General features: G+C 62.5%; 17 protein-coding genes and 1 tRNA gene. 7 read left to right on the top strand and 11 right to left on the bottom strand.

What is annotated here, in order from left to right; all coding sequences use genetic code 11:
* The first annotated feature begins 19 nt into the window (after nucleotides 1-19).
* The gene (locus tag CDV46_RS20665; RefSeq protein WP_058378197.1) at nucleotides 20-1,066 is read left to right on the top strand and encodes an ABC transporter substrate-binding protein; all 1,047 of its coding nucleotides are present in this window, start codon (nucleotides 20-22) and stop codon (nucleotides 1,064-1,066) included.
* A gap of 168 nt (nucleotides 1,067-1,234) precedes the next feature.
* Here CDV46_RS20665 and CDV46_RS20660 read toward each other — a convergent pair whose 3' ends face one another.
* Nucleotides 1,235-1,630 (bottom strand): BLUF domain-containing protein, encoded by a 396-nt coding sequence (locus CDV46_RS20660; protein WP_170935858.1) that lies wholly within the window; start codon nucleotides 1,628-1,630, stop codon nucleotides 1,235-1,237.
* Nucleotides 1,631-1,722: 92 nt separating this feature from the next.
* On the opposite strand from CDV46_RS20660, the gene CDV46_RS20655 reads away from it, so the two are divergent.
* On the top strand, nucleotides 1,723-3,255 hold the full coding sequence (locus tag CDV46_RS20655) for a GGDEF domain-containing protein (RefSeq protein WP_087687063.1): 1,533 nt from the start codon (nucleotides 1,723-1,725) through the stop codon (nucleotides 3,253-3,255).
* A 55-nt stretch (nucleotides 3,256-3,310) separates the two neighbouring features.
* On the opposite strand, the gene CDV46_RS20650 is transcribed toward CDV46_RS20655, so the two are convergent.
* The gene (locus tag CDV46_RS20650) at nucleotides 3,311-4,414 is read right to left on the bottom strand and encodes a helix-turn-helix transcriptional regulator (RefSeq protein ID WP_087724692.1); all 1,104 of its coding nucleotides are present in this window, start codon (nucleotides 4,412-4,414) and stop codon (nucleotides 3,311-3,313) included.
* Between the two features lie 164 nt (nucleotides 4,415-4,578).
* Between CDV46_RS20650 and CDV46_RS20645 the strand changes: the two genes are divergently transcribed.
* Nucleotides 4,579-4,995: a hypothetical protein gene (locus tag CDV46_RS20645; protein ID WP_087724690.1), complete on the top strand. Its 417-nt coding sequence runs from the start codon at nucleotides 4,579-4,581 to the stop codon at nucleotides 4,993-4,995.
* A gap of 82 nt (nucleotides 4,996-5,077) precedes the next feature.
* Here CDV46_RS20645 and CDV46_RS20640 read toward each other — a convergent pair whose 3' ends face one another.
* The 3 genes from CDV46_RS20640 to CDV46_RS20630 all read right to left on the bottom strand — a co-directional run bounded on the left by CDV46_RS20640 (nucleotide 5,078) and on the right by CDV46_RS20630 (nucleotide 6,484).
* Nucleotides 5,078-5,323, bottom strand: coding sequence for a hypothetical protein (locus CDV46_RS20640; protein ID WP_058378207.1), 246 nt, complete (start codon nucleotides 5,321-5,323; stop codon nucleotides 5,078-5,080).
* Nucleotides 5,324-5,466: 143 nt separating this feature from the next.
* Nucleotides 5,467-6,267, bottom strand: a complete 801-nt coding sequence (locus CDV46_RS20635) for a class I SAM-dependent methyltransferase (protein WP_087724689.1) — start codon at nucleotides 6,265-6,267, stop codon at nucleotides 5,467-5,469.
* A 28-nt stretch (nucleotides 6,268-6,295) separates the two neighbouring features.
* A complete protein-coding gene (locus CDV46_RS20630; protein ID WP_058378210.1) occupies nucleotides 6,296-6,484 on the bottom strand; it encodes a hypothetical protein in 189 nt (62 codons plus the stop codon).
* 134 nt (nucleotides 6,485-6,618) lie between these two features.
* Here CDV46_RS20630 and CDV46_RS20625 point away from each other — a divergent pair, with 134 nt between their 5' ends.
* Nucleotides 6,619-7,371, top strand: coding sequence for a YoaK family protein (locus CDV46_RS20625; RefSeq protein ID WP_087687069.1), 753 nt, complete (start codon nucleotides 6,619-6,621; stop codon nucleotides 7,369-7,371).
* Between the two features lie 51 nt (nucleotides 7,372-7,422).
* On the opposite strand, the gene CDV46_RS20620 is transcribed toward CDV46_RS20625, so the two are convergent.
* Nucleotides 7,423-8,898: a hypothetical protein gene (locus CDV46_RS20620; protein ID WP_140413444.1), complete on the bottom strand. Its 1,476-nt coding sequence runs from the start codon at nucleotides 8,896-8,898 to the stop codon at nucleotides 7,423-7,425.
* A 248-nt stretch (nucleotides 8,899-9,146) separates the two neighbouring features.
* Here CDV46_RS20620 and CDV46_RS20615 point away from each other — a divergent pair, with 248 nt between their 5' ends.
* Nucleotides 9,147-10,547 (top strand): DUF1254 domain-containing protein, encoded by a 1,401-nt coding sequence (locus CDV46_RS20615; RefSeq protein ID WP_087724684.1) that lies wholly within the window; start codon nucleotides 9,147-9,149, stop codon nucleotides 10,545-10,547.
* 58 nt (nucleotides 10,548-10,605) lie between these two features.
* Here the strand turns inward: CDV46_RS20615 and CDV46_RS20610 are convergent.
* Nucleotides 10,606-10,682 (bottom strand) — tRNA-Pro (locus CDV46_RS20610).
* A gap of 267 nt (nucleotides 10,683-10,949) precedes the next feature.
* On the opposite strand from CDV46_RS20610, the gene CDV46_RS20605 reads away from it, so the two are divergent.
* Complete coding sequence (locus tag CDV46_RS20605; RefSeq protein WP_087724682.1) at nucleotides 10,950-12,638, top strand: AMP-binding protein; 1,689 nt, start codon at nucleotides 10,950-10,952, stop codon at nucleotides 12,636-12,638.
* Nucleotides 12,639-12,683: 45 nt separating this feature from the next.
* Here the strand turns inward: CDV46_RS20605 and CDV46_RS20600 are convergent, their stop codons facing one another.
* Nucleotides 12,684-13,457, bottom strand: a complete 774-nt coding sequence (locus CDV46_RS20600) for a sulfite exporter TauE/SafE family protein (RefSeq protein ID WP_087724680.1) — start codon at nucleotides 13,455-13,457, stop codon at nucleotides 12,684-12,686.
* A gap of 470 nt (nucleotides 13,458-13,927) precedes the next feature.
* On the opposite strand from CDV46_RS20600, the gene gshA reads away from it, so the two are divergent.
* Nucleotides 13,928-15,580 (top strand): glutamate--cysteine ligase, encoded by a 1,653-nt coding sequence (gene gshA, locus CDV46_RS20595; protein WP_371328735.1) that lies wholly within the window; start codon nucleotides 13,928-13,930, stop codon nucleotides 15,578-15,580.
* Between the two features lie 138 nt (nucleotides 15,581-15,718).
* Here gshA and CDV46_RS20590 read toward each other — a convergent pair whose 3' ends face one another.
* From CDV46_RS20590 to CDV46_RS20580, 3 genes are all read right to left on the bottom strand, one after another.
* Nucleotides 15,719-16,042 carry an AzlD domain-containing protein gene (locus CDV46_RS20590; RefSeq protein WP_087687074.1) on the bottom strand — a complete coding sequence of 108 codons (324 nt, stop codon included), beginning with the start codon at nucleotides 16,040-16,042 and terminating at the stop codon, nucleotides 15,719-15,721.
* Complete coding sequence (locus CDV46_RS20585; RefSeq protein WP_087725065.1) at nucleotides 16,039-16,788, bottom strand: AzlC family ABC transporter permease; 750 nt, start codon at nucleotides 16,786-16,788, stop codon at nucleotides 16,039-16,041. The genes CDV46_RS20590 and CDV46_RS20585 overlap by 4 nt, the downstream gene beginning before the upstream one ends.
* A gap of 290 nt (nucleotides 16,789-17,078) precedes the next feature.
* A complete protein-coding gene (locus CDV46_RS20580) occupies nucleotides 17,079-19,595 on the bottom strand; it encodes a penicillin-binding protein 1A (protein WP_441339346.1) in 2,517 nt (838 codons plus the stop codon).
* Nucleotides 19,596-19,710: the final 115 nt, after the last annotated feature.

The raw sequence follows: 19,710 nt of genomic DNA, 5'->3' as shown, positions 1-19,710 counted from the left end.
AAACGCAAGGAGAACCACGATGAAGCTATCCAAGAAGGTCGTCATGTGCGCTGCGGCGCTGGCACTGGGCACGAGCAGCGCAGCCTGGTCGCAGGCCAAAACGCTCTACATCGGCATGAACGGCGGCCCGATGGAAAAGGCCTATACGAGCCAGGTCTTTCCGGAGTTCGAGAAGGCCAACAACGTGAAGGTCGTGGTGGTGCCGGGCACGTCGTCGGACGTGCTGGCCAAGCTGCTCGCCAACCGTAACAGCCCGCAGATGCACGTCGTGTTTCTCGACGACGGCGTGATGGCGCGCGCCATCAGCATGGGTGTGTGCCAGAAGCTCGACGACTCGCCCGTGCTCAAGGAGCTGTACCCGTTCGCACGTGTGAAAGACGACATGGGCGCAGGCGTGCAACTGGGCATGACCGGCATCGGCTACAACACCAAGATCTTCAAGGAAAAGGGCTGGGCGGCACCGACCTCGTGGACCGACTTTGCCGATCCGAAGTTCAAGGGCAAGGTAGTGTTCCAGTCGGCATCGAGCAGCACGTTCGGCCTGCATGGCTTCCTGGCGCTCAACCGCATCTGGGGCGGCAGCGAGACCAACGTCGAGCCGGGCTTCACGAAGTGGGCGACGACCGTCGGCCCGAACGTGGTCGAGTACATCCCGAATTCGGCCAAGCTCTCGGAAATGATCCAGACGGGTGAAGCTGCCATCTTCCCGCTCACGCCGACGGCCGTCAGCGATCTTCAGGACAAGAACATCCCGGTGGCCTACGTGGCACCGAAGGAAGGCGCGGTGCAACTGCTGGTCGACCTGTGCGTGGTGAAGAACAGCCCGGACAACGCTTTGGCGCAGAAGCTCGCCCAGTACCTCCTGTCGGCACGCGGTCAAACGCTGGCCGCTGCGGCGGGCGCCTACATCCCGACCAATCCGCAGGCCACCGTGCCGGCATCGATGCAAAAGCGTCTGGGCAAGATCGACGATCTGGTCAAGGACATCAAGACCGTGGACTGGGACGCCATCAACCAACGCCGTGCCCAGTGGGATCAGCGCTGGAACCGTCAGGTCGAGCGCTAAGATTGCACGCTACGACCGGGCGCAGCGTCGGATCGGGACGGCATGACAACATGGCCGCCTGATCCAGCGGCTGGCAAGCGCCTCTGATGTAACGACAAACGCCGGGCACCTCTGGGGGGCTGCCCGGCGTTTTGTTGTTGGCCTGTCGTTGGCTTGCGCCGGAGAGGATTACATCGCGTCCGATTTTTCGGCGAGACTGGCAAACGCGGCCACCAGCGCGGCATGATCGGCCGGCATGACGAACGCGCGCAGGGCCTGCGCCGGGGTGTCGAGCATCAGATAGCCCAGACTCCAGGTCGGGAAAGCGCCCGGCGTACGGGGTGTGCCGTCGAGCAGCACGTGAATGTCGTCATGATGTTGCGAGGCTTCGATGCGCTGGCGCGCGTCGGCGAGCGGCTCGCTCGGACCTTCAATGTATTGATAGAACGTCACGCCATCGTAGAGCAGTACCCCGGTGATGCCATAGGTCGCGTTGAAGCCTCGCGAATTGACGATGATCTTCGAGAGCATGAGCGGATCCAGGTCGGGCAAGGCACGGCTCAGGTACGCATAGCACTCGGTCATGGGAGGGGTCCGGAAGGCGGCAATGAAATACGATGATGGATCGGGGTGACGCGCATTAGAATACCTCATCTCCTCGCGAGGAAAGGACGGGCATGTCGACACCTCCAGGCCCTCACCGTCTTCAGATCTGGGCAGGCAAACGCCTGCGGCGGGTGGTCGACAAGTTCGACCGCCGGCCGGTCATGATCGGCATCGTCGGCACGGTCATCGCGCTGGCTATCCTGATCGGCGTGGCCATCTCGCTCGAGAACAACCGCGAGGGGCGGATCGAGTCCACGCTGGACCGCGCCCAGAGCGCGGCGACCGTGGTCGCGACCAGTCTGGGCGGCAACATCGCCGTCTACGACACCTTGCTCAAAGACATGGTGCGCGACGCGGAGAACCCCGCCACGCCGCTCTTTACCGACCGGGTGCGCGACCGCGTGCGATTCGGCCAGATGCTGAGCCGCGATTTTCTCGACGACGCTTACGTGGTCGACAAGACGGGCCAGATCGCGGCACCTCTGCACCCGGATTCCGACCGGCTGGTCGATGTTTCCGATCGCGACTATTTCCGCTCGCATCTGGGCAACCCCTCGCTCGGCCTGTACATCTCGCAGCCGTATGCGTCACGCGTGCATGGCGGCCTGTTGTCGGTCGCGCTCACGCGCCGCGTGAACGCACCGGATCATTCGTTTGCGGGGGTGGCGGTCATCGCCCTGCGGCTCGATCACTTCCAGAATCTGGTGACGGAGGTCGAATCGATCGACATCAAGACCATTCAGATCGTGGAAGACAAGGGCACCGTGCTGGCGTGTGCGCCCTGTGGCGACGTACGCCCGGGGACTGTCGTGAGGTTGCCCGGCAATGCCACACGTGACGGCGATCTGCTCACGGCGTTGTCGTTTCCCGCAGGCGCCCGCGCCCATGACTACCGGTCGGTGCGTGTGCCGGGAGCGTCGTTGTACGTGGTGATCACGCCGTTGACCACGGGCACGATGCGCGAATGGCGCTGGAACGTGGCGACCTTCGGTTCGATTGCGCTGGCCTGCGCGGCCACCCTGATTGCCGGGTCGTGGCTGCTGGTCGCTGCGATTCGTATGCGCACCACGGCCATGACGCGGCTCGCGAGTCTGTCGGTGACCGACGGTCTTACGGGGCTGAGCAACCGCCGTGCTCTTGACAGCAAGCTCGCGCTGGAATGGCGGCGGGCGCAACGCTCGGGCACGTCGCTGTCGGTGCTGTTCATCGACGTCGATTACTTCAAGCACTTCAACGACGAGTACGGCCACGCCGTGGGTGACGATGTGTTGCGCGCGGTGGCGCACAACATCGCCGGGCATATGCGCCGCGACGCCGATATGGCCGCGCGCTTCGGTGGCGAAGAATTTGCCGTGGTCATGCCCGATACCCCGGCAGCGGGGGCAGCGAAGATGGCCGAGCAGATCCGGCACGCCATTGAGCGCCTGCAAATTGCGCATACGGGCAGCGCAATGGGCACGGTGACGGTGAGTGTGGGGGCGGCCACCGGACTGGCTGCCGAAAGCGAGAGTGGCGAGGCGATTCTGCGCGCGGCCGACGAGCAACTCTATCTGGCGAAACAGGCGGGCCGCAACTGCACGCGCAGCACGATACTCAAAGCCTGATCACGACGCGATTGAGCCGCAACTAAGCCACGCTCAGTCTGCGCTCAGGCTGGGATCACGGACTGAGCATGGCGGCGAGACGCAGCAATTCCCCCTGACGATGGCAACCAGTCTTGCGCAGAATCGCCGATAGCTGGGTGCGCAGCGTGCTCGTGCCCAGTTGCAGCACGTCGCTGCATTCGCCGATCGTGAGACCTGCCACGAGATGATGAAACAGGCGCGCCTCGGCCCGTGTGAGCGCGAAGTGTTCGCGCAGCGCGGCCTCGGTCGGCACGTTGAAGATGCTGCGCCGTTCCACCCGAATGCCGACTGCCGAGCGCAGCCCGTGATTCATTTGGTTGCCGAGCGGGCGCAACGTCAGCCGGAACGCATGGCCCCATGAGTCGGGGACCACGAGCGAGGCGGCCACCCCGGTAGTACTCACTTCGGCGAGCGTCGCTGCCAGCCGTGCCTGCCAGTCGGACTGCCGGTGTGTGAGGCGCCGTTGTTTGAGCACGAGTTGGCAGTCGGGGCTGCCGAGCAGGACGTCGAGACCTGCTGCGGCGTCGAGGGTCCAGCCGTCGGGCGAGGCAATGAGGAAACCTTCACGCGTGGGATCGAGCATCTGGCCGAGCGCATCGAGGCTCATGCGGGTGGACGCACGTCGCGCGGCGAACGCTGCGGCGAGCAGGCGTTCGTATTCGGCGATGCGGGCGGCGTGGGCGAAGTTCGGTTCGACCACATGCATGCGCTGGATGCTCAGGGCGGTGAGCACGTCGTTGTCGTTGCAAATGACGACGCCGACCAGTTGCTGAAGCTGGTACGGGCGCATGAATTCGTTCCAGAACACGCGGTCGTTCGGCGATTCGTGCTTGAGCGCGATGGACGAGTCGTACCAAGTGCCTGCGGGGGCGTCCCAGAAGCGGCGGGTCGAGTCGTCGTACTGGTAGTAATGCTGCGCGTATTCCTGAATCAGGCTGTCTTCGTGCCCCGCATGCTCAATGAAACGCACCGAGCGGCTTTGTTTGTCGTGGCACAGGAACGTGGCCGCTTCCGCACCGAGAAAGTCGCGTGCGGTCTGTACAACGTCGAGCCAGTCTGCCTGACCGGCACCGACCGCCTGAACGGCGTCCGACGCCCGTTGAAAACTGATGTCGTCCGACATGGGATCCCCCGTCATCACCTGCTATCCCGTGGGCCTGAGGCCCATTTTTTGCGCAGTGTAACAGAAGAAACTACCGGAAATGACAGGGGTGGGGATACCCCTCGGGGGCACAGTTGAACGGTGACGCAACTGTGATTTGTGCGGGCGACAAATGGCTTTTCGGCTGAGACAATTCAGTCATGTCGAAAGACCCACAACAGATGACCTCAGGTCATCAACTAAGCCAAACGGGGGCCCATAAGATCCGCACCAACTTCATCGCTGTCTGCCTGTGTCTGGCGGTTGCATTGTTCGGCGGCAACGCCAGCGCCCAGTCGTATCTGGGCGCGAGTGATCTTGGCAGCATTCGTCAGGGCAATCAGGCGGCGCCTGCACTGCACCCGTCGACCGGACTCCGTGCCTCGGCACCCGTCGCCGACGCGCAATCGGCCAGCGAAGCCATCAACCGTGCCGCGAGCGAGCGCAATGGTGCGCAGCCGGGCCCGAGCGCTCAGGATGTCGCCGCAACGCAGCGGGCGCTCGATACGCGTGACTTGCAGCATCCGCGGCAGACCCGCACGTTCGATGCGATTGCTCGTCCGTCGCGGCCCGACTGATCACTCGGGATGGGAGCGCCGGGCGTTCAGCGGTGTTCGCGATGAATACGGTGAATCCATGACGAGTGAATCGAACGTTTGCTTATTCGGCGAGTGCCGGAATCGCGCCCTCCTGAAACAGAACGCGCGGCGAATCCATCGTGCCGGACTCGTCATCGACCAGCACTTCGTAGGCGGCGATGCCGGCAAAACCCGAGGCCATGGCCTGTGCGATACGCACGGCACCGAATTCGGTACTGGCTTGGCGAAGCTCGCCGGGTTGCAGGGCGCCGTCCTTGTTCTTGCGATAGGGCACGACGATGAATTTGACGGATTTCGGATCACTCACGATGCAACTCCCCAAGGAACATTGGTGAAGGGAATGTAGCACAAGATACTGTACAAAAAAACAGTAATGTTTAAATGTACAGTGTTTTTGAGAGCGAACGGCGGGGTGGGAGGCGACCGCAGCACGGTTACGGCAGCATTGCTTTAGCGCTTGCGCGCGCGCGTTGCGAGAAACGTGGGCAGAAAGCGATCGACAACGAAGCGCGGGTTGGGCTGCTGGTCTTCGTAAAACCCTTCGATCGCGAAACCGGCGTCAAGTTGTCCGCCGATCAAATCCCCGAGTGAGTGACCGAAGACCAACGCTTCACCGGCGTCGCGCTTCTTTTGAAGCTGGTCAGGCGGCAGATCGTTCAGATCGGAGTAGGGCAGTGTGTATTGCGGACGGATCAGGCCTTGTTTCGCAAAGTCGGGATCACGGTCGCCGATGAACACGACCGGATTGTAGAAACTCGCGAGCAATGCGCCACCGGCTTTCAATACGCGATGGCATTCGCGCCAGACCGGGCGCACATCGGGCACGTAAAGATTCGAGATCGGGTGAAAGACGATGTCGAACGACGCGTTATCGAACGCGCTTAAATCGCGCATGTCGCCTTGTCGGGTGTTTAGCGTAAGGCCGTCGCGCTCGGCGACCTTGCGATCCTGTTCAAGCTGCGCGTCCGAGATGTCGAAGACCGTCACGAGCGCGCCGGCAGCCGCAAGTACGGGGGCTTGCTGCCCGCCTGCTGAGGCGAGGCAGAGGATGCGTCTCCCGGCAATATCGCCCAGCCAGTCCTTCGGCAACGGACGCGGCGTGAGATGCACGTTCCAGTTGCCGAGCTTGGCCGCCGCCACCGTTTCCGGACTCACGGGACGTGACCACTCGCGCACTTCAGCCGCTTGTTTGTCCCAGGCGGCGCGATTGTGCGAGAGGAAGTCGAGAGGGGGAGTCGTCGTTGTGGACATCGGCGGTATTACGCGGGATGGTTGTATTTCAGCCGCCGGCGAGTTTCTTGGTCAGGTTTTCGAGAAGGCTGTGCAGATACGCTGCATCGCGCTCACCTGAAGCTGCCGGGTCGGTGACGCCCTTCGATCCTGTCAGGGGAATGCCTTGAGCCTTGATGAGCTCCTGGACGAAGGTTCGTGCAATTTGCCGGGCTTCCGGCAGTTCGTAGAGGGCCATGTTGTGACTCCGATGTTGTGACAAGAGCCGCGATTGTGCCATAGGGGCCATCTGTCTCACCGATAGCGGTTGCACGCCGAGGATTTAGAATTGACCAGTACGTCCATTCCAAGTCGCTTTGAGTGAGTTGCGTCATGCCGATCAATTACCTGCGAGGATTCACCCAACCCGTGCGCACGGAGGCGGCCAATCGACGGCTGGGGTGCTCGCTGGCGTTCGTTGCCGGTGCCGCTAACGCGGGCGGTTTTCTCGCGGTCGGGCAGTACACATCTCACATGTCCGGCATCGTGGCATCGCTCTCGGATGATCTGGTGCTGGGACAGTTGGTGTACGTGCTCACCGGCGTCAGCGCACTTCTCGCGTTTCTCTTCGGCGCGGCCACTTCCTCCATCCTCGTCAACTGGGGGCGCCGTCATCAGACGCACAGCGCCTACGCCGCGCCATTGTTGCTGGAGGCGGTACTGCTCATTGGTTTCGGACTGCTGGGGGCCAGCCTCGAACATCATCGATGGCTGTTTGCGTCGGCAACGGTGGCACTGCTGTGCTATGTGATGGGGCTTCAGAACGCGATCATCACGAAGATATCGAAGGCGGAAATACGAACGACGCATGTCACCGGTTTAGTGACCGACATCGGTATCGAGCTGGGGAAAATGCTGTACTGGAATCGACCGGGTCTCTCGGCAGAACCGCAACGGGTCGCCGCCGATCAGGGCAAGCTTCGGCTGCTGGCATCGCTGCTCGGGATGTTCTTCCTCGGCGGCGTCGCGGGTGCCCTCGGCTTTAAACATCTTGGCTTCGTGTCGACGGTGCCGCTGGCGCTGATTCTCATCATGCTGGCGATCGTGCCGTTGCTTGACGATATTTCGCATCGACCGATGCGGTGAAATGTCGGCGAGTGTCAGCCCGGATTCATCAAACGCCGACAGCGTTACGCATCAAGAACGGCAGAGCTTGAATATCTCTTCCGGCAGCAGACGGTTGGCGCCGAAGCGCAAGCCTGCCCCGGCGGCGGCCACTGAAAAAAGCGTCAATTTTTCGGCCTTGGAGAGCGCCTTCGGGTTCAGGGCCTCGGGAGGTATCGCATACCACCACTGCACGCGGGTAATTTGGTTGCGGCTGGCCTGCTCGTGGGTCAGCGGTGCGACGGGCGTGTGTATCAGCGAAGTCGCGTCTTTGGAGAGGTGCATATAGATGGCTTTCTGGGCATGCTTGCCGACGGCTTTGTTCTTCAACGTATTCATGTCTTTGCCGTTCTCAATCAGATGCAGCACCCCGTTGCCGTCGATATAGGAGACGTCGACATTCTTGGTCATTTCTTCATAATCGGCATCTTTGTAGTTCGAGCCGCTGAAGACGACTTCGCCGTGCGCAAGCTCGTCAGGTCGCACGTTGAGGATGGCGTCCAGCTCGGAAGTGATGCCTTCAAAGGAAAGCGGGATGCCCCCTCCCTTGCTGATACCGAAAAACGCATCGAAGTGTTCGCCGCCAAACGGGCTGTAGTCCATCGGCACGCCTGGCAGAGGGGCCGTTACCATATCAAGCGTCGCCTTAATGCCGGGCCAGTCGTACGGTAGGCACGCCAGCTTGGCGCGGCCGAGATCGACGATCCGGCGCACAAATTCACCTGCGATGTCACGGCGGAACTTCGAGACAAGGGTCAACTTGAAGCAGATCAACGCTGCGCTTTGGCGACCTGCAATGCCTGATAGCGTTGCTTCAAGCGGCATGAAAGGCGATGCAAAGTTTGGCCAATCACCTGCCCAGTCTTCTTCAGATGTGTTTGACGCATACGCTTTGCGTTTCTCCTCGATTTTCGGCGCCTCCTCTTCGTCCCGTTTCTCCCGTTTCACCGCCTTCGCGCTGCGAATCTCCTTGTTGATCGCAGCGATCAGCGCCTTGGTGTTGTGGAACTCCGTGTCTTTCCACGTGACATCGAGCAGCGTTTGCAGGGCGGGTGGTGGAAACAGGCGCTCATATTCTTTCACGGGGTCCGCTAGCGCGAATTCCGGCGTTGCCATCAGTTCAGCGTAAGACTTTGAACCGCTTTCGCTCTTTATATTGACGCGCTGGATGGGGGAGGGGGTGCCTGATCCGGGGCGGGCAAGTGAAAGCTGCCGGGGTGCGCTGTTGCCTGGTCGTACGGGGGCGACATGCATCGCCGCCTCATTCGATATCGCTTCAGTTGGCTTTATTCGGCGTTGTGCCGGTTGCCCGAAAAGCGACTGCATACGCTGGTGCTGTGCGAGCACGCGCGGACTGGTGTCGGCTACAGCCTGTAACGTTGCCAAAGGCGAGCGTTCAGTCCGGTTGTCGGCCGGTCGGTGCTCGGGGATTTGAGCGCCCCGGGCGGTAATCTTCGCCCCGGGCAAAGTGTCCTGAGTCGGTTGCGGCTTCTCTGCGTAAGATTTCACAGCATCGTGCTCCTGGGTGCGTGGCGCATTCTCGGATACAACGTGGCGAATTGGCTCAGAGTATCTGTATTTCTACGGGCAAGGGAAATAGGTAATATCCGTCTGGATGGTTTGCCTTGTATCACACAACGATCATAGTTCGTCATCCCATCAATTTCGTTAGCGCATCGGCACGCAGCGTCATATTTACACCGGCTTCCTAAGCGAATTCGATCACCCCGTAGTGTTCCGAAGTCAGGAGAGCATGGATGAAAAACGCGATTCTCGTTGCACTGCTGCTGTCCTCCCAAGCGATGCAGACCAATGCCGAAACACCACTGGCGCTGAATCGAACCGAGGTCAGCCGCGCTGAGCAAGCGGTCATCTGGGCGATGCCGGCCGTCAATACCGATCTGATGCGGCAAGCCGCCATCAAGGCAGGTGCCGGGGATAACCAGATTGTCTATTGGTCGCGTCCGGTGGACTGGCGCAACCAGACGCTCACGCCCAATCCGGATGCGATCTACCTGATGCCTTTCTTCAATACGAAGCAAGGGCCGATGGTGCTCGAGATTCCGCCAGCGGTTCGGGATGGCTCGATCACCGGCAACATTGACGACGTGTGGCAGATGCCGCTCGAGGATGCCGGTCCTTCAGGGGCGGACAAGGGGGCAGGTGGCAAGTACTTGATACTTCCGCCGAGCTATCGCGGTCAGATTCCGAAGGGCTACATCGTGCTGCGTTCTCCGACGTACAGCGGCTATGCATTGATCCGCTCCACGTTGCGCAGTCACAGCGATGCCGATGCTGCTGAGGCTGTGGCCTACGGCAAGCGGGTCAAGTTGTACGCGCTTGCAAATGCCGCGAAGCCGCCGCCGACGCGGTTCGTCGACGCGAACAATGCGCTCTTCGATTCGACGATCCCTTACGACATTCGCTATTTCCAGTCGCTGGATCGTATCGTCCAGAACGAACCGTGGCTCGAACGGGACAAGGTCATGATCGATTTGCTCCGCTCAATTGGCATCGAGAAAGGGAAGGCGTTTGCCCCTGACGACAGGAGAGTTGCCGCGCTCAACGAGGGCGCGCGCAACGCGCATGATTGGATCGCCTATCAGTCGGAGCGGGCCTACGAACCTTATTTTCCTAATACGCGTTGGGTGGTTCCTGCGGCATCGGCGTTGGTTCAGGATGCGTCGAAGGGTTATACGGAACCCGACATCTATCCAGTCGATGCCCGTGCGATCGTTTACTCGATGGGGTACGTGGGGATCAAGCGGTTGGGCGCGGGGCAGTTTTATCTGCTGTCGTGGCAAGACAAGAGCGGAGAGGCGCTTGATGGCGGGCAGCAATATCGGCTGACGGTGCCGCGTGACGCGCCGATGCGCCAGTATTGGTCGGTGACGGCATATAGCCGCGCCACGCATGCGCTTATTAAAGACGTGCCGGGCGCGAGCCGTTCCTCGCAAGTCCCCGATATGGAGAAGGGTCCTGACGGCTCGGTGACTGTTTACTTTGGTCCCGAAGCGCCGGCGGGTCACGAGAAGAATTGGGTGCCGACGAAGCGCGGAGAGAAGTTTGAGTTGCTGTTCCGTTTATACGGACCCACGCAGCCGCTCTTCGACAAGACGTGGGTGCTGCCGGATCTTGTGAAGACCGGGGCCGAATGATTGGCGTTCGTGAGAAACGAAAAAACCCGCACAGTCAAAGACTGTGCGGGTTCAATTCTGGTCGGGGCGAGAGGATTTGAACCTCCGACCACCTGCACCCCATGCAGGTACGCTACCAGGCTGCGCTACGCCCCGTGAGAGACACATCGTTAAATGTATCGCTCGAAAGCAGGCGATTATAGCAGAGCTTTTTGCAGGAATGAAAGCGTCTGTGCGCATTCTCCGCATATTTTTTCTTTCGCCTACATCACCCACCCTCGCACACCCAACGCATCCCCATCGCGCATCGCGCCCGCATCCGTCGTAAGTGCACACCCGAACCCCATGATGGTTATCCCGAATGTCGCATTCAGGGGGCCTCCTCATAATGGAATCCTGCCTATCGAGGCTTGGAGACAAGCGATGCCGCATATCCAGGGATTCGACGCCGCGCGCGACCTCTTGCTCGCGCAGCGCGCCCACTACGACGTGGCGTACCGTGACTTCCGCTGGCCCGTGCTTACCCGCTTCAACTGGGCCCTCGACTTCTTCGATCCGCAAGCACAGAACAACTCCCAACCCGCCCTCTGGGTCGTCGAAGAAGACGGCAGCGAAACGCGCCTCTCCTTCGCTCAGATGTCCGCACGCTCGAATCAGGTCGCCAACTTCCTGCGCGCCCAAGGCGTCGCGCGTGGCGATCGCGTGCTGTTGATGCTGCCCAATCAAGTCGAACTCTGGGACCTCATGCTCGCCTGCATGAAACTCGGTGCCGTCATGATTCCCGCCACCACACTGCTCGCCGCGGGCGATCTCGTCGATCGCATCGAACGTGGCCGCGTGCGGCACGTCGTCACCACCACACGCGACGCGCTCAAGTTCGCCAGCCTGCCCGGCCATTACCAACGCATTGCCGTCGGCGAACATCCACCCGATGGCTGGACCTCCCTCGCGCCCGCCTACGACGAGCCCGACACCTTCACGCCCGACGGCACCACGCTCGCCACCGACCCGTTGCTGCTGTACTTCACGTCCGGCACCACGTCGCGTCCGAAGCTCGTGCTTCACACGCATCAAAGCTATCCCGTCGGGCACCTCGCCACGATGTACTGGCTTGGCTTACAGCCGGGCGACGTGCACTGGAATATCAGCTCACCCGGCTGGGCCAAGCACGCGTGGAGCTGCTTCTTCGCCCCTTGGAACGCGGGCGCGACGATCTTCATCTACAACTTCTCACGCTTCGACGCGCGTGCCGCGCTCGAGACGGCCGCGCGCTGTGGCGTCACCACGTTGTGCGCACCGCCCACAGTCTGGCGGATGATGATTCAGGAAGACCTTGCCCGGCACCCGGTGAAATTCCGTGAACTGATCGGTGCAGGCGAGCCGCTCAATCCCGAAGTGATCGATCAGGTCAAACGCGCGTGGAACATCACGATTCGCGACGGCTACGGGCAAACCGAAACGTGCTGCCAGATTGGCAACTCGCCGGGACAACCCGTCAAAGCCGGAGCGATGGGGCGGCCGATGCCCGGCTATCGCGTCGTCTTGCTCGACCACGATGGCGTACCGGCCGATGAAGGGGAGATCGCACTCGTCATCTCGCAGCGCCCAACGGGGCTGATGCAAGGCTACGAAGACGATCCGGAGAAGACCGCCGACGTCATGCGCGATGGCTACTACCGCACGGGCGATGTCGCCATGCGCGACGACCACGGTTACTTCACCTATGTCGGACGTGCTGACGATGTGTTCAAAGCCTCGGACTATCGCATCAGCCCGTTCGAGCTTGAAAGCGAACTGATCAAGCATCCGGCCGTGGCAGAGGCGGGCGTAGTACCCAGCCCCGACCCCGTGCGGCTCGCTGTGCCCAAGGCGTTCGTCTCGCTTCGCACCGGTTTCGTGGCCGACGAGAAACTCGCGCTCGATATCCTCAGGTTCTGCCGCGATCATCTGGCGCCATACAAGCGTATTCGCCGTCTGGAATTCTGTGAATTGCCGAAGACCATCTCGGGCAAGATTCGACGCGTCGAACTACGCCGTACGGAAGAAGGGCGAAGTCTCGACGCCCGGCGCGAACTTGAATTCTGGGATGTCGATTTCGCCGACTTGAAGTGATGCGCGGGTGCTCGCCCCACGCCGCTTTCTGCTTGCCCGCCGGTTTCACCGCATGTGCTGAATCACAAGCTCGGCACCCAGCATCGCCAGACCGACGAAGAAGCAGCGGCGGAATACCGGCGCGCTGACACGTCCGCGAACCCATTGTCCGAAGAACATGCCGCCGAGCGCCGGGGCAAGCGCCAGCAGTGACACACCGATGGCATGTCCATGAAAGATGCCGTCACGTGCCAGTCCGGCGGCGAGCGCCACCGTCGACACAGTGAACGACAAGCCCAGCGCCTGCACCAGATCGTCCTTGTCGAGTTCGAGCGCTTGCAGAAAGGGCACGGCCGGAATGACGAAGACGCCGGTCGCCGCTGTCACCAGCCCCGTGATCACCCCGATCACGCCGCCCAACGCGCTGACCCGCCCGTGCGTCCACGTCGGCGGAATCCGCATGCGCACCGCCGCGAGCCCCAGCGCCGCGTAAGCCAGCAACGCCACGCCCAGTGCAATGCCGGGCGTATTTCCCCCGTTTGCCAGCCAGCCGCCACCGGCCCACGTGCCGATGCAGATACCCGCGAGCATCGGCCACAGCCGTTTCGCCAGCGCCGCGAAACGCGGGCCGGCAAGCAATTGCCAGACGTTGGTGACCAACGAGGGCACGATCAGCAGGGCGGCGGCCTCGGCCGTCGGCATTGCCAGCCCGAGCAGGCCGACGGCGACCGTCGGTAACCCCAGTCCGATCACGCCTTTGACGAAGCCCGCGAGCAAGAAGGTGACGAGCCCCAGCGAGAGCAGGGGGATGAGGTCGTTAAGGTGTTGTGTATTCATCATGCCGCCCAGTATCGGTGCGCATGACCCCATCACCAATGTGGCATTCGCGCAGGGGGACTCAGGCTGACACTGAGGCTCTTGTTTCCCGCTGTCCGGCCCTGACCCAACTCCCGCGATGGGGTTGAAAAGGCCGCCGCACTGGCGTGCGCCGGGCCGCCCGGGAAGCGCTCTCACGCCGCCAGCCAACGGTCAACGCACTCGCGATCGGCAGGCGTTGACGCGTGATGATGGCGTTTTCGGCGGCGTCCGACGCGCTTTGGCGTTTTCAGTTATGCTCAGGCCAAATTCGCGCCGTGCCGCGCCTGAAGTGCCTCCCGGAGCCATGCCCCGGCGAGCGCCGCGTCAGGCCATCGGCACCCCGTAGACCACCGTACGCCACCGTGCCCTCGACAGATCATGGCTTTGCCGTGACAGGCACCGGCGGCGACAGCCATGCCGTACAGCATCGCGCCTCACCAGAGGGATGGAAGTTGGAAAACAAGAATTGCCAGAACGAACGACGCGACGCGTCGACCGCCGGTGACGTGCTCGACCGGCGCCTCGCACTCATCATGCAGCCCGCCCACCGCGCGCTGCTTGGCCAGGGCTTGTCCGGTATCGAACGCGAAACCCTGCGCGTCGAAGACAACGGCGCCCTCGCGCTCACGCCGCACCCGCGTGCGTTGGGCTCGGCCCTCACCAACGAAGAAATCACCACCGATTACTCGGAATCGCTGCTCGAGTTCATCACGCCGCCCCAGCACGACGCCGCCGAAGTCATCGCCCGCCTCGACGAGATCCATCAGTTCGCCTACCGCAAGCTCGGCACCGAACTGCTCTGGAGCGACTCGATGCCGCCCGCCTTGCCGCCGGAAGAGATCATTCCGATCGCCGACTACGGCACGTCGCATATCGGCCTGCTCAAGCACGTGTACCGTCGCGGTCTGGCGCTGCGCTACGGCAAGCCGATGCAATGTATCGCCGGCATCCACTACAACTTCTCGCTGGCAGAGCCCGTCTGGGAACTGCTGCGCGAACAAGAGGGTGTCACCGACGCAACGGCGTCCGCTCGCGACTATCAGTCCGCGCGCTATGTCGCGCTGATTCGTAACTTCCGCCGCTATAGCTGGCTGCTGATGTATCTGTTCGGCGCATCGCCGGTGCTGCATGCCGAGTTTCTGCGCGGGCGTGAACATGGGCTCGATTCGTTCGATGCCGGCACGCTGGGTCTGCCTTACGCGACCAGCCTGCGCATGAGCGATCTGGGCTATCAGAACAGCGCGCAATCGGAAGTCTCGCCGTGCTACGACTGCCTGCCGAGCTATATCGACGCCCTCACGCAAGCCGTCAGCCAGCCGCATCCGCCTTACGAGGCGCTGGGTACGAAGCGCAACGGCGAGTGGATTCAGCTCTCGACCAACCTGCTGCAAATCGAAAACGAGTTCTACGCCACGATTCGCCCGAAGCGCGTGACATACAGCGGCGAGCGCCCGGTGCAGGCGCTCGCGCGTCGCGGTGTGCAGTATGTGGAAGTGCGTTGCGTCGACATCGACCCGTTCCTGCCGGTCGGTATCGACGTGGATACGGCACGCTTCATCGACGCCTTCATGCTGTTCTGCGCGTTCGAAGACAGCCCGTCGTGCTCGAATGCCGAGAACATGGAGAACCGCGACAACTTCGCGCACGTGGTCAAGGAAGGCCGCAAGCCGGGCCTCGTGCTGCATCGCGCCGGTGAAGCCATCACGCTGTTCGACTGGGCCGAGCAACTGCTCGATCGCATCGACCGCACGGCGGCCGCGTTCGACGCCCAGCGTGGCGGTGCGCATTACGCCCACACGATGGCCGTGCAACGCGCCAAGGTGCAGGACGTGACGCTCACGCCGTCGGCCCGCGTCATGGCGGCGCTCGAACCGCTGCGCGGCACCGAGGGCGGCGCGTTTCAGGCGTTCTCGCTGGCACAGAGCAAGCGGCATGCGCAGACGCTGCGTGCCATGCCGCTCGATGACAAGATCGTCGAGCACTTCGAAACGCTGGCCCGCAAGTCGCTGGAGACGCAAGCCGAGTTGGAGCGCACGCAAGTCGGCGACTTCGACGCCTTCGTCGCAGCGTATCGCGCAGGCACGCTCGGGACGGTGTCGGTCTGACGTTGCCGTGAGAGGGGTTTCCCCCTCGGCACTGGGCGATCGAAATCCATTGCTCAAATGCTCAAATGAAAAAAGCGCCTCGCAAGGGCGCTTTTTTCTTATGGCCAAGCCGGTGATTCGATCGCCGGTGGCGCGATATCAGCCCAGCACACCGAACTGCCAGCCGAAGAACACGGCCAACCCGAGGCCGATGGTGAGCAACTGATGCCGCGTTGCGGCACACACCGCAATCGCGGCGAGCGCGGCGACCAATTGCGGATTGCGCCACGTCAGCTCGAGTCCATGGCCATGCGGTGCGAGCGTCATGGGCACGATGATCGCCGTGAGCACGGTCACGGGGACGAACGACAGCGCCTCGCGCAGCCACTCGGGGAAGCGCACCCGGTCGCCCAGCACGAAGATACCGGCCTTCACCGCGAAGGTCACCACGGCCATGCCGAGAATCGCGACGACGTAGTTCATTGCGCACCTCCCGGGCCCGGCGTGGATTTGCGCGTCAGTGTGTCGCCGCGCCGGCGGGCGTGCAGCGTCACCATGCCGGCCACGATGCCGGCCGTTACCGCCACGAGCAGCCCCAGCTTGTACGGCAGCCCCTGACAGAGATACGCGGCGGCGCCCGCCACCACCGTGGCCACGGCCCACGGCATACGTGCCATCTGCGGCACGATGATCGCGATGAACGTTGCCACCATCGCGAAATCGAGACCGAGCGTTTGCAAGCGCGGGAAAGCCGCCCCGAAGATCAATCCCACCAGCGTCCAGAACTGCCAGTTCGCATACATCGACAGACCGGAGCCGAGGAAGTACCAGTGCCCCATCGGGTCGTCGGGATGCTTGTGGAAATGGCTGCTCGTCACAGCAAACGTCTCGTCCGTCAACGTAAAGCCGAGCAGGCAGCGCCAGCGCAGATTCAGATGGCGCACGTGCGGCAGCAAGTTGGCCGCGTACAGCATGTGACGCAAGTTGACGATGAAGGTCGTTGCCCAGAGCACCGCGTAACCGACGCCCGTTGCAAATAGCCCGGCCGCGATGAACTGGCTGGAGCCGGCAAAGACGGTCAGCGACATGAGCTGGCCATGCCACGTAGCCATTGGCGTGGTGGCGACCAGCGCGCCGAAGATCAGCCCAAAGGGCGCGGCGCCGACGATCATCGGGAAGGTGTCGCGAATGCCTGCGGTAAAGCTGGCCGCGCGGGACGGGACGGACATGACGGTGCTGACCTCAAAAAAACGGTTGCGAGTGGCTGTGAGCATATCGTGCTGCCCCGGCGCTGACTTGTACGTTCTTGCGAACGGCGGGTAAGCCCTGAGTCGGTCCCGAACTAGCGGCGAGTCAGCCGTTGGAAGCCCGGAAGGGCGGCGCACAGCCGCCGCCCGGCAGCGAGTCCGTCCCGCGTCAAATGCGTCAAATGCAAACGGCCGCCATGAAGGCGGCCGTTTCAGTCCTGCAATCCAGCCAAAGCCTGCGGCGGCTTTGGCCGGTCAAGCCCGGTCAATCATCAGGGATGTTTGAACATGTCGAGAATACGGGCTTTCTCGCTCGCGTCCACGCCACCCGGCGACGGTGCCTGACCGGCAGCCGGCGGCGGTGCGACCGGCGCGTTCGAGTTGTTGCCGAAGAACGGCAGCGAGAAACCACCGCTGTTGTCGTCGATGCCGATGCTCGCCACGAAGCCGTTGCCCGGCATCTTGTCGGACTCGTAAAGCTCGCCGTTCACCACGCTCACGCCGTCGGGCATGGCCATCTGCTGCTGCGGCACGCCGTTGAGGGCGACGCCCATGTACTTTGTCCACACCGGCAATGCCAGTTGCGCGCCGAATTCGCGGCTGCCCAGCGTCTTGGGTTGGTCGAAGCCGAGCCACGCCACCGCGACCAGCGAGTGCTGATAGCCGGCAAACCAGCCGTCGAGCGCGTCGTTGGTCGTGCCCGTCTTGCCCGCCAAGTCGTTGCGCTTGAGCACGTTGGTGCCCGAGCCCGTGCCGCGCTGGGCCACGCTTTGCAGCAGGCTGTTCATGATGAACGCGTTGGGTGCCGAGATCGCACGAGCGGCATTGATGCCCGCGATCACCGGCGTGGCCTTGTTCAGCACGTTGCCGCGCGCATCGCGAATTTCGCTGATCAGGTAGGGCGCCACGCGGTAACCGCCATTCGCGAACACGGCGTACGCACCGGCCAGTTGCAACGGCGTCGTCTGACCGGCACCGAGAGCCATCGGCAGATACGGCGGCACCTTGTCGGCATCGAAGCCGAAGCGGGTCGCAAAGTCCTGCGTGAACTGCGTGCCTGCGAATTGCAGCAGTCGGATGGCGACCAGATTCTTCGAACGTTGCAGCCCTTCGCGCACGGTCATCGGGCCGCTGAAGGCGTCGTCGTCGTGCGGGTCCCACGCTTGTCCGCCGGTCTGGGCGGGCGGCAGGTTGAGCGGGCCGTCCATCACCATCGTCGCCGGGCTCACACCCTTTTCGATCGCTGCGGAGTACACCACCGGCTTGAACGTCGAACCCGGCTGACGCCATGCCTGCGTCGCGCGGTTGAACTTGCTCTGATTGAAGTCGAAACCACCGACCAGCGCACGAATCGCGCCGTCATCCGGCGAGAGCGACACGAGCGAGCCCTGCACCTCGGGCAACTGGGTCACGCGCCACTTGCCGCGCGCGTCCTTCATGATGCGAATGATCGAGCCCGGACGAATGCGTACTTTCTCGGCAGCCTTCGCCGACAGCGCAGAGGATGCAAAACCGATGCCGTCGCCGCTGATGGTCACGGCATCGCCCGAGAGCGGAATCGCCGTGATCTGCGATGAGCTGGCGGCGACCACGACTGCGGCCACCAGATCGCCGTTGTCAGGGTGTTCGAGCAGGGCGTCTTCAATCGACTGCTGACGGTCGGGCATCGGGGCGGGCAGTTCGACGAAGCCCTCGGGGCCGCGATACGAGTGGCGGCGCTCGTAATCGAGCACGCCCATGCGCACCGCTTCATACGCCGCCTGCTGCTTCTTCGAGTCGAGCGTCGTAATGACGGTCAGGCCACGCGTGTACGTCTCGTCCTTGTACTGGTCGTACACCGCCTGACGCACCATTTCGGCCACGTACTCGGCATGCACGTTGTATTCGTTGCCGGCCGTGCGTGTGCGAATCGGCTCGTGCAGGGCATCTTCATACTGATTGCGCGTGATGTAGCCCAGATCGAGCATGCGCTTGAGGATGTATTCCTGACGGATCTTGGCGCGCTTCGGATTGACGATCGGGTTGTACGCCGACGGTGCCTTGGGCAGCCCGGCCAGCATGGCCGCTTCACCCAGCGAAATGTCCTTCAGATCCTTGCCGAAATAGATGCGCGCGGCGCTCGCGAAACCATAAGCACGCTGACCCAGATAAATCTGGTTCATGTACAGCTCGAGAATCTGGTCTTTGGAGAGAGCCGACTCGATCTTGTAGGCGAGCAGCATTTCGTAGATCTTGCGCGTGGCCGTCTTCTCGCGGGAGAGGAAGAAGTTGCGGGCCACCTGCATCGTGATCGTACTGGCGCCTTGCGCCGCACCACGGTGGATAACGTCGGAGACGCCCGCCCGCAGAATGCCGATGAAGTCGACGCCGCCGTGATCGTAGAAGCGGTAGTCCTCGATCGCGAGCACGGCCTTTTTCATCACGTCGGGAATCTGGTCGATGGTGACCAGGCTGCGGCGCTCTTCGCCAAATTCGCCGATCAGCACGTTATCCGACGTGTACACGCGCAGCGGCACCTTGGGCCGGTAGTCGGTGATGACGTCGAGCGGCGGCAGGTTCGGGCGCATGACGATCAGCGCATAGCCGACGATCAGGGCACCGATCACGGCCAGCCCGGCAAACGCGGTAATGATGACGCCGAGCGTGCCGAAGCCGCGCTGGCGGCCGGCAGCGCGCAGGGCGAGCCTGCCGCGGCGAGTGCCGGATGTAAGGGCGGGAGTGGAAGTAGCTGACGTACTGGGCACCGGATCAGACGGCGCACGAGGCGGCAAATAATGCTTCAAGGACATACCCAACGAAAATTGCAGGATGGGAACAGGCCGGCCGGCCTAGCGCTGCGTGGATCCCCGCCGCGCGGCGAATTTGGGAAATCGGAAAATCGCAGAAGTATGCCACGCCATGGCG

It is taken from the genome of Pandoraea sp. PE-S2T-3, assembly GCF_002179965.1.
GTDB lineage: Bacteria > Pseudomonadota > Gammaproteobacteria > Burkholderiales > Burkholderiaceae > Pandoraea.
Note: the sequence above shows the minus strand (reverse complement) of the source record. Positions and strands in the feature narration are given on the sequence as shown.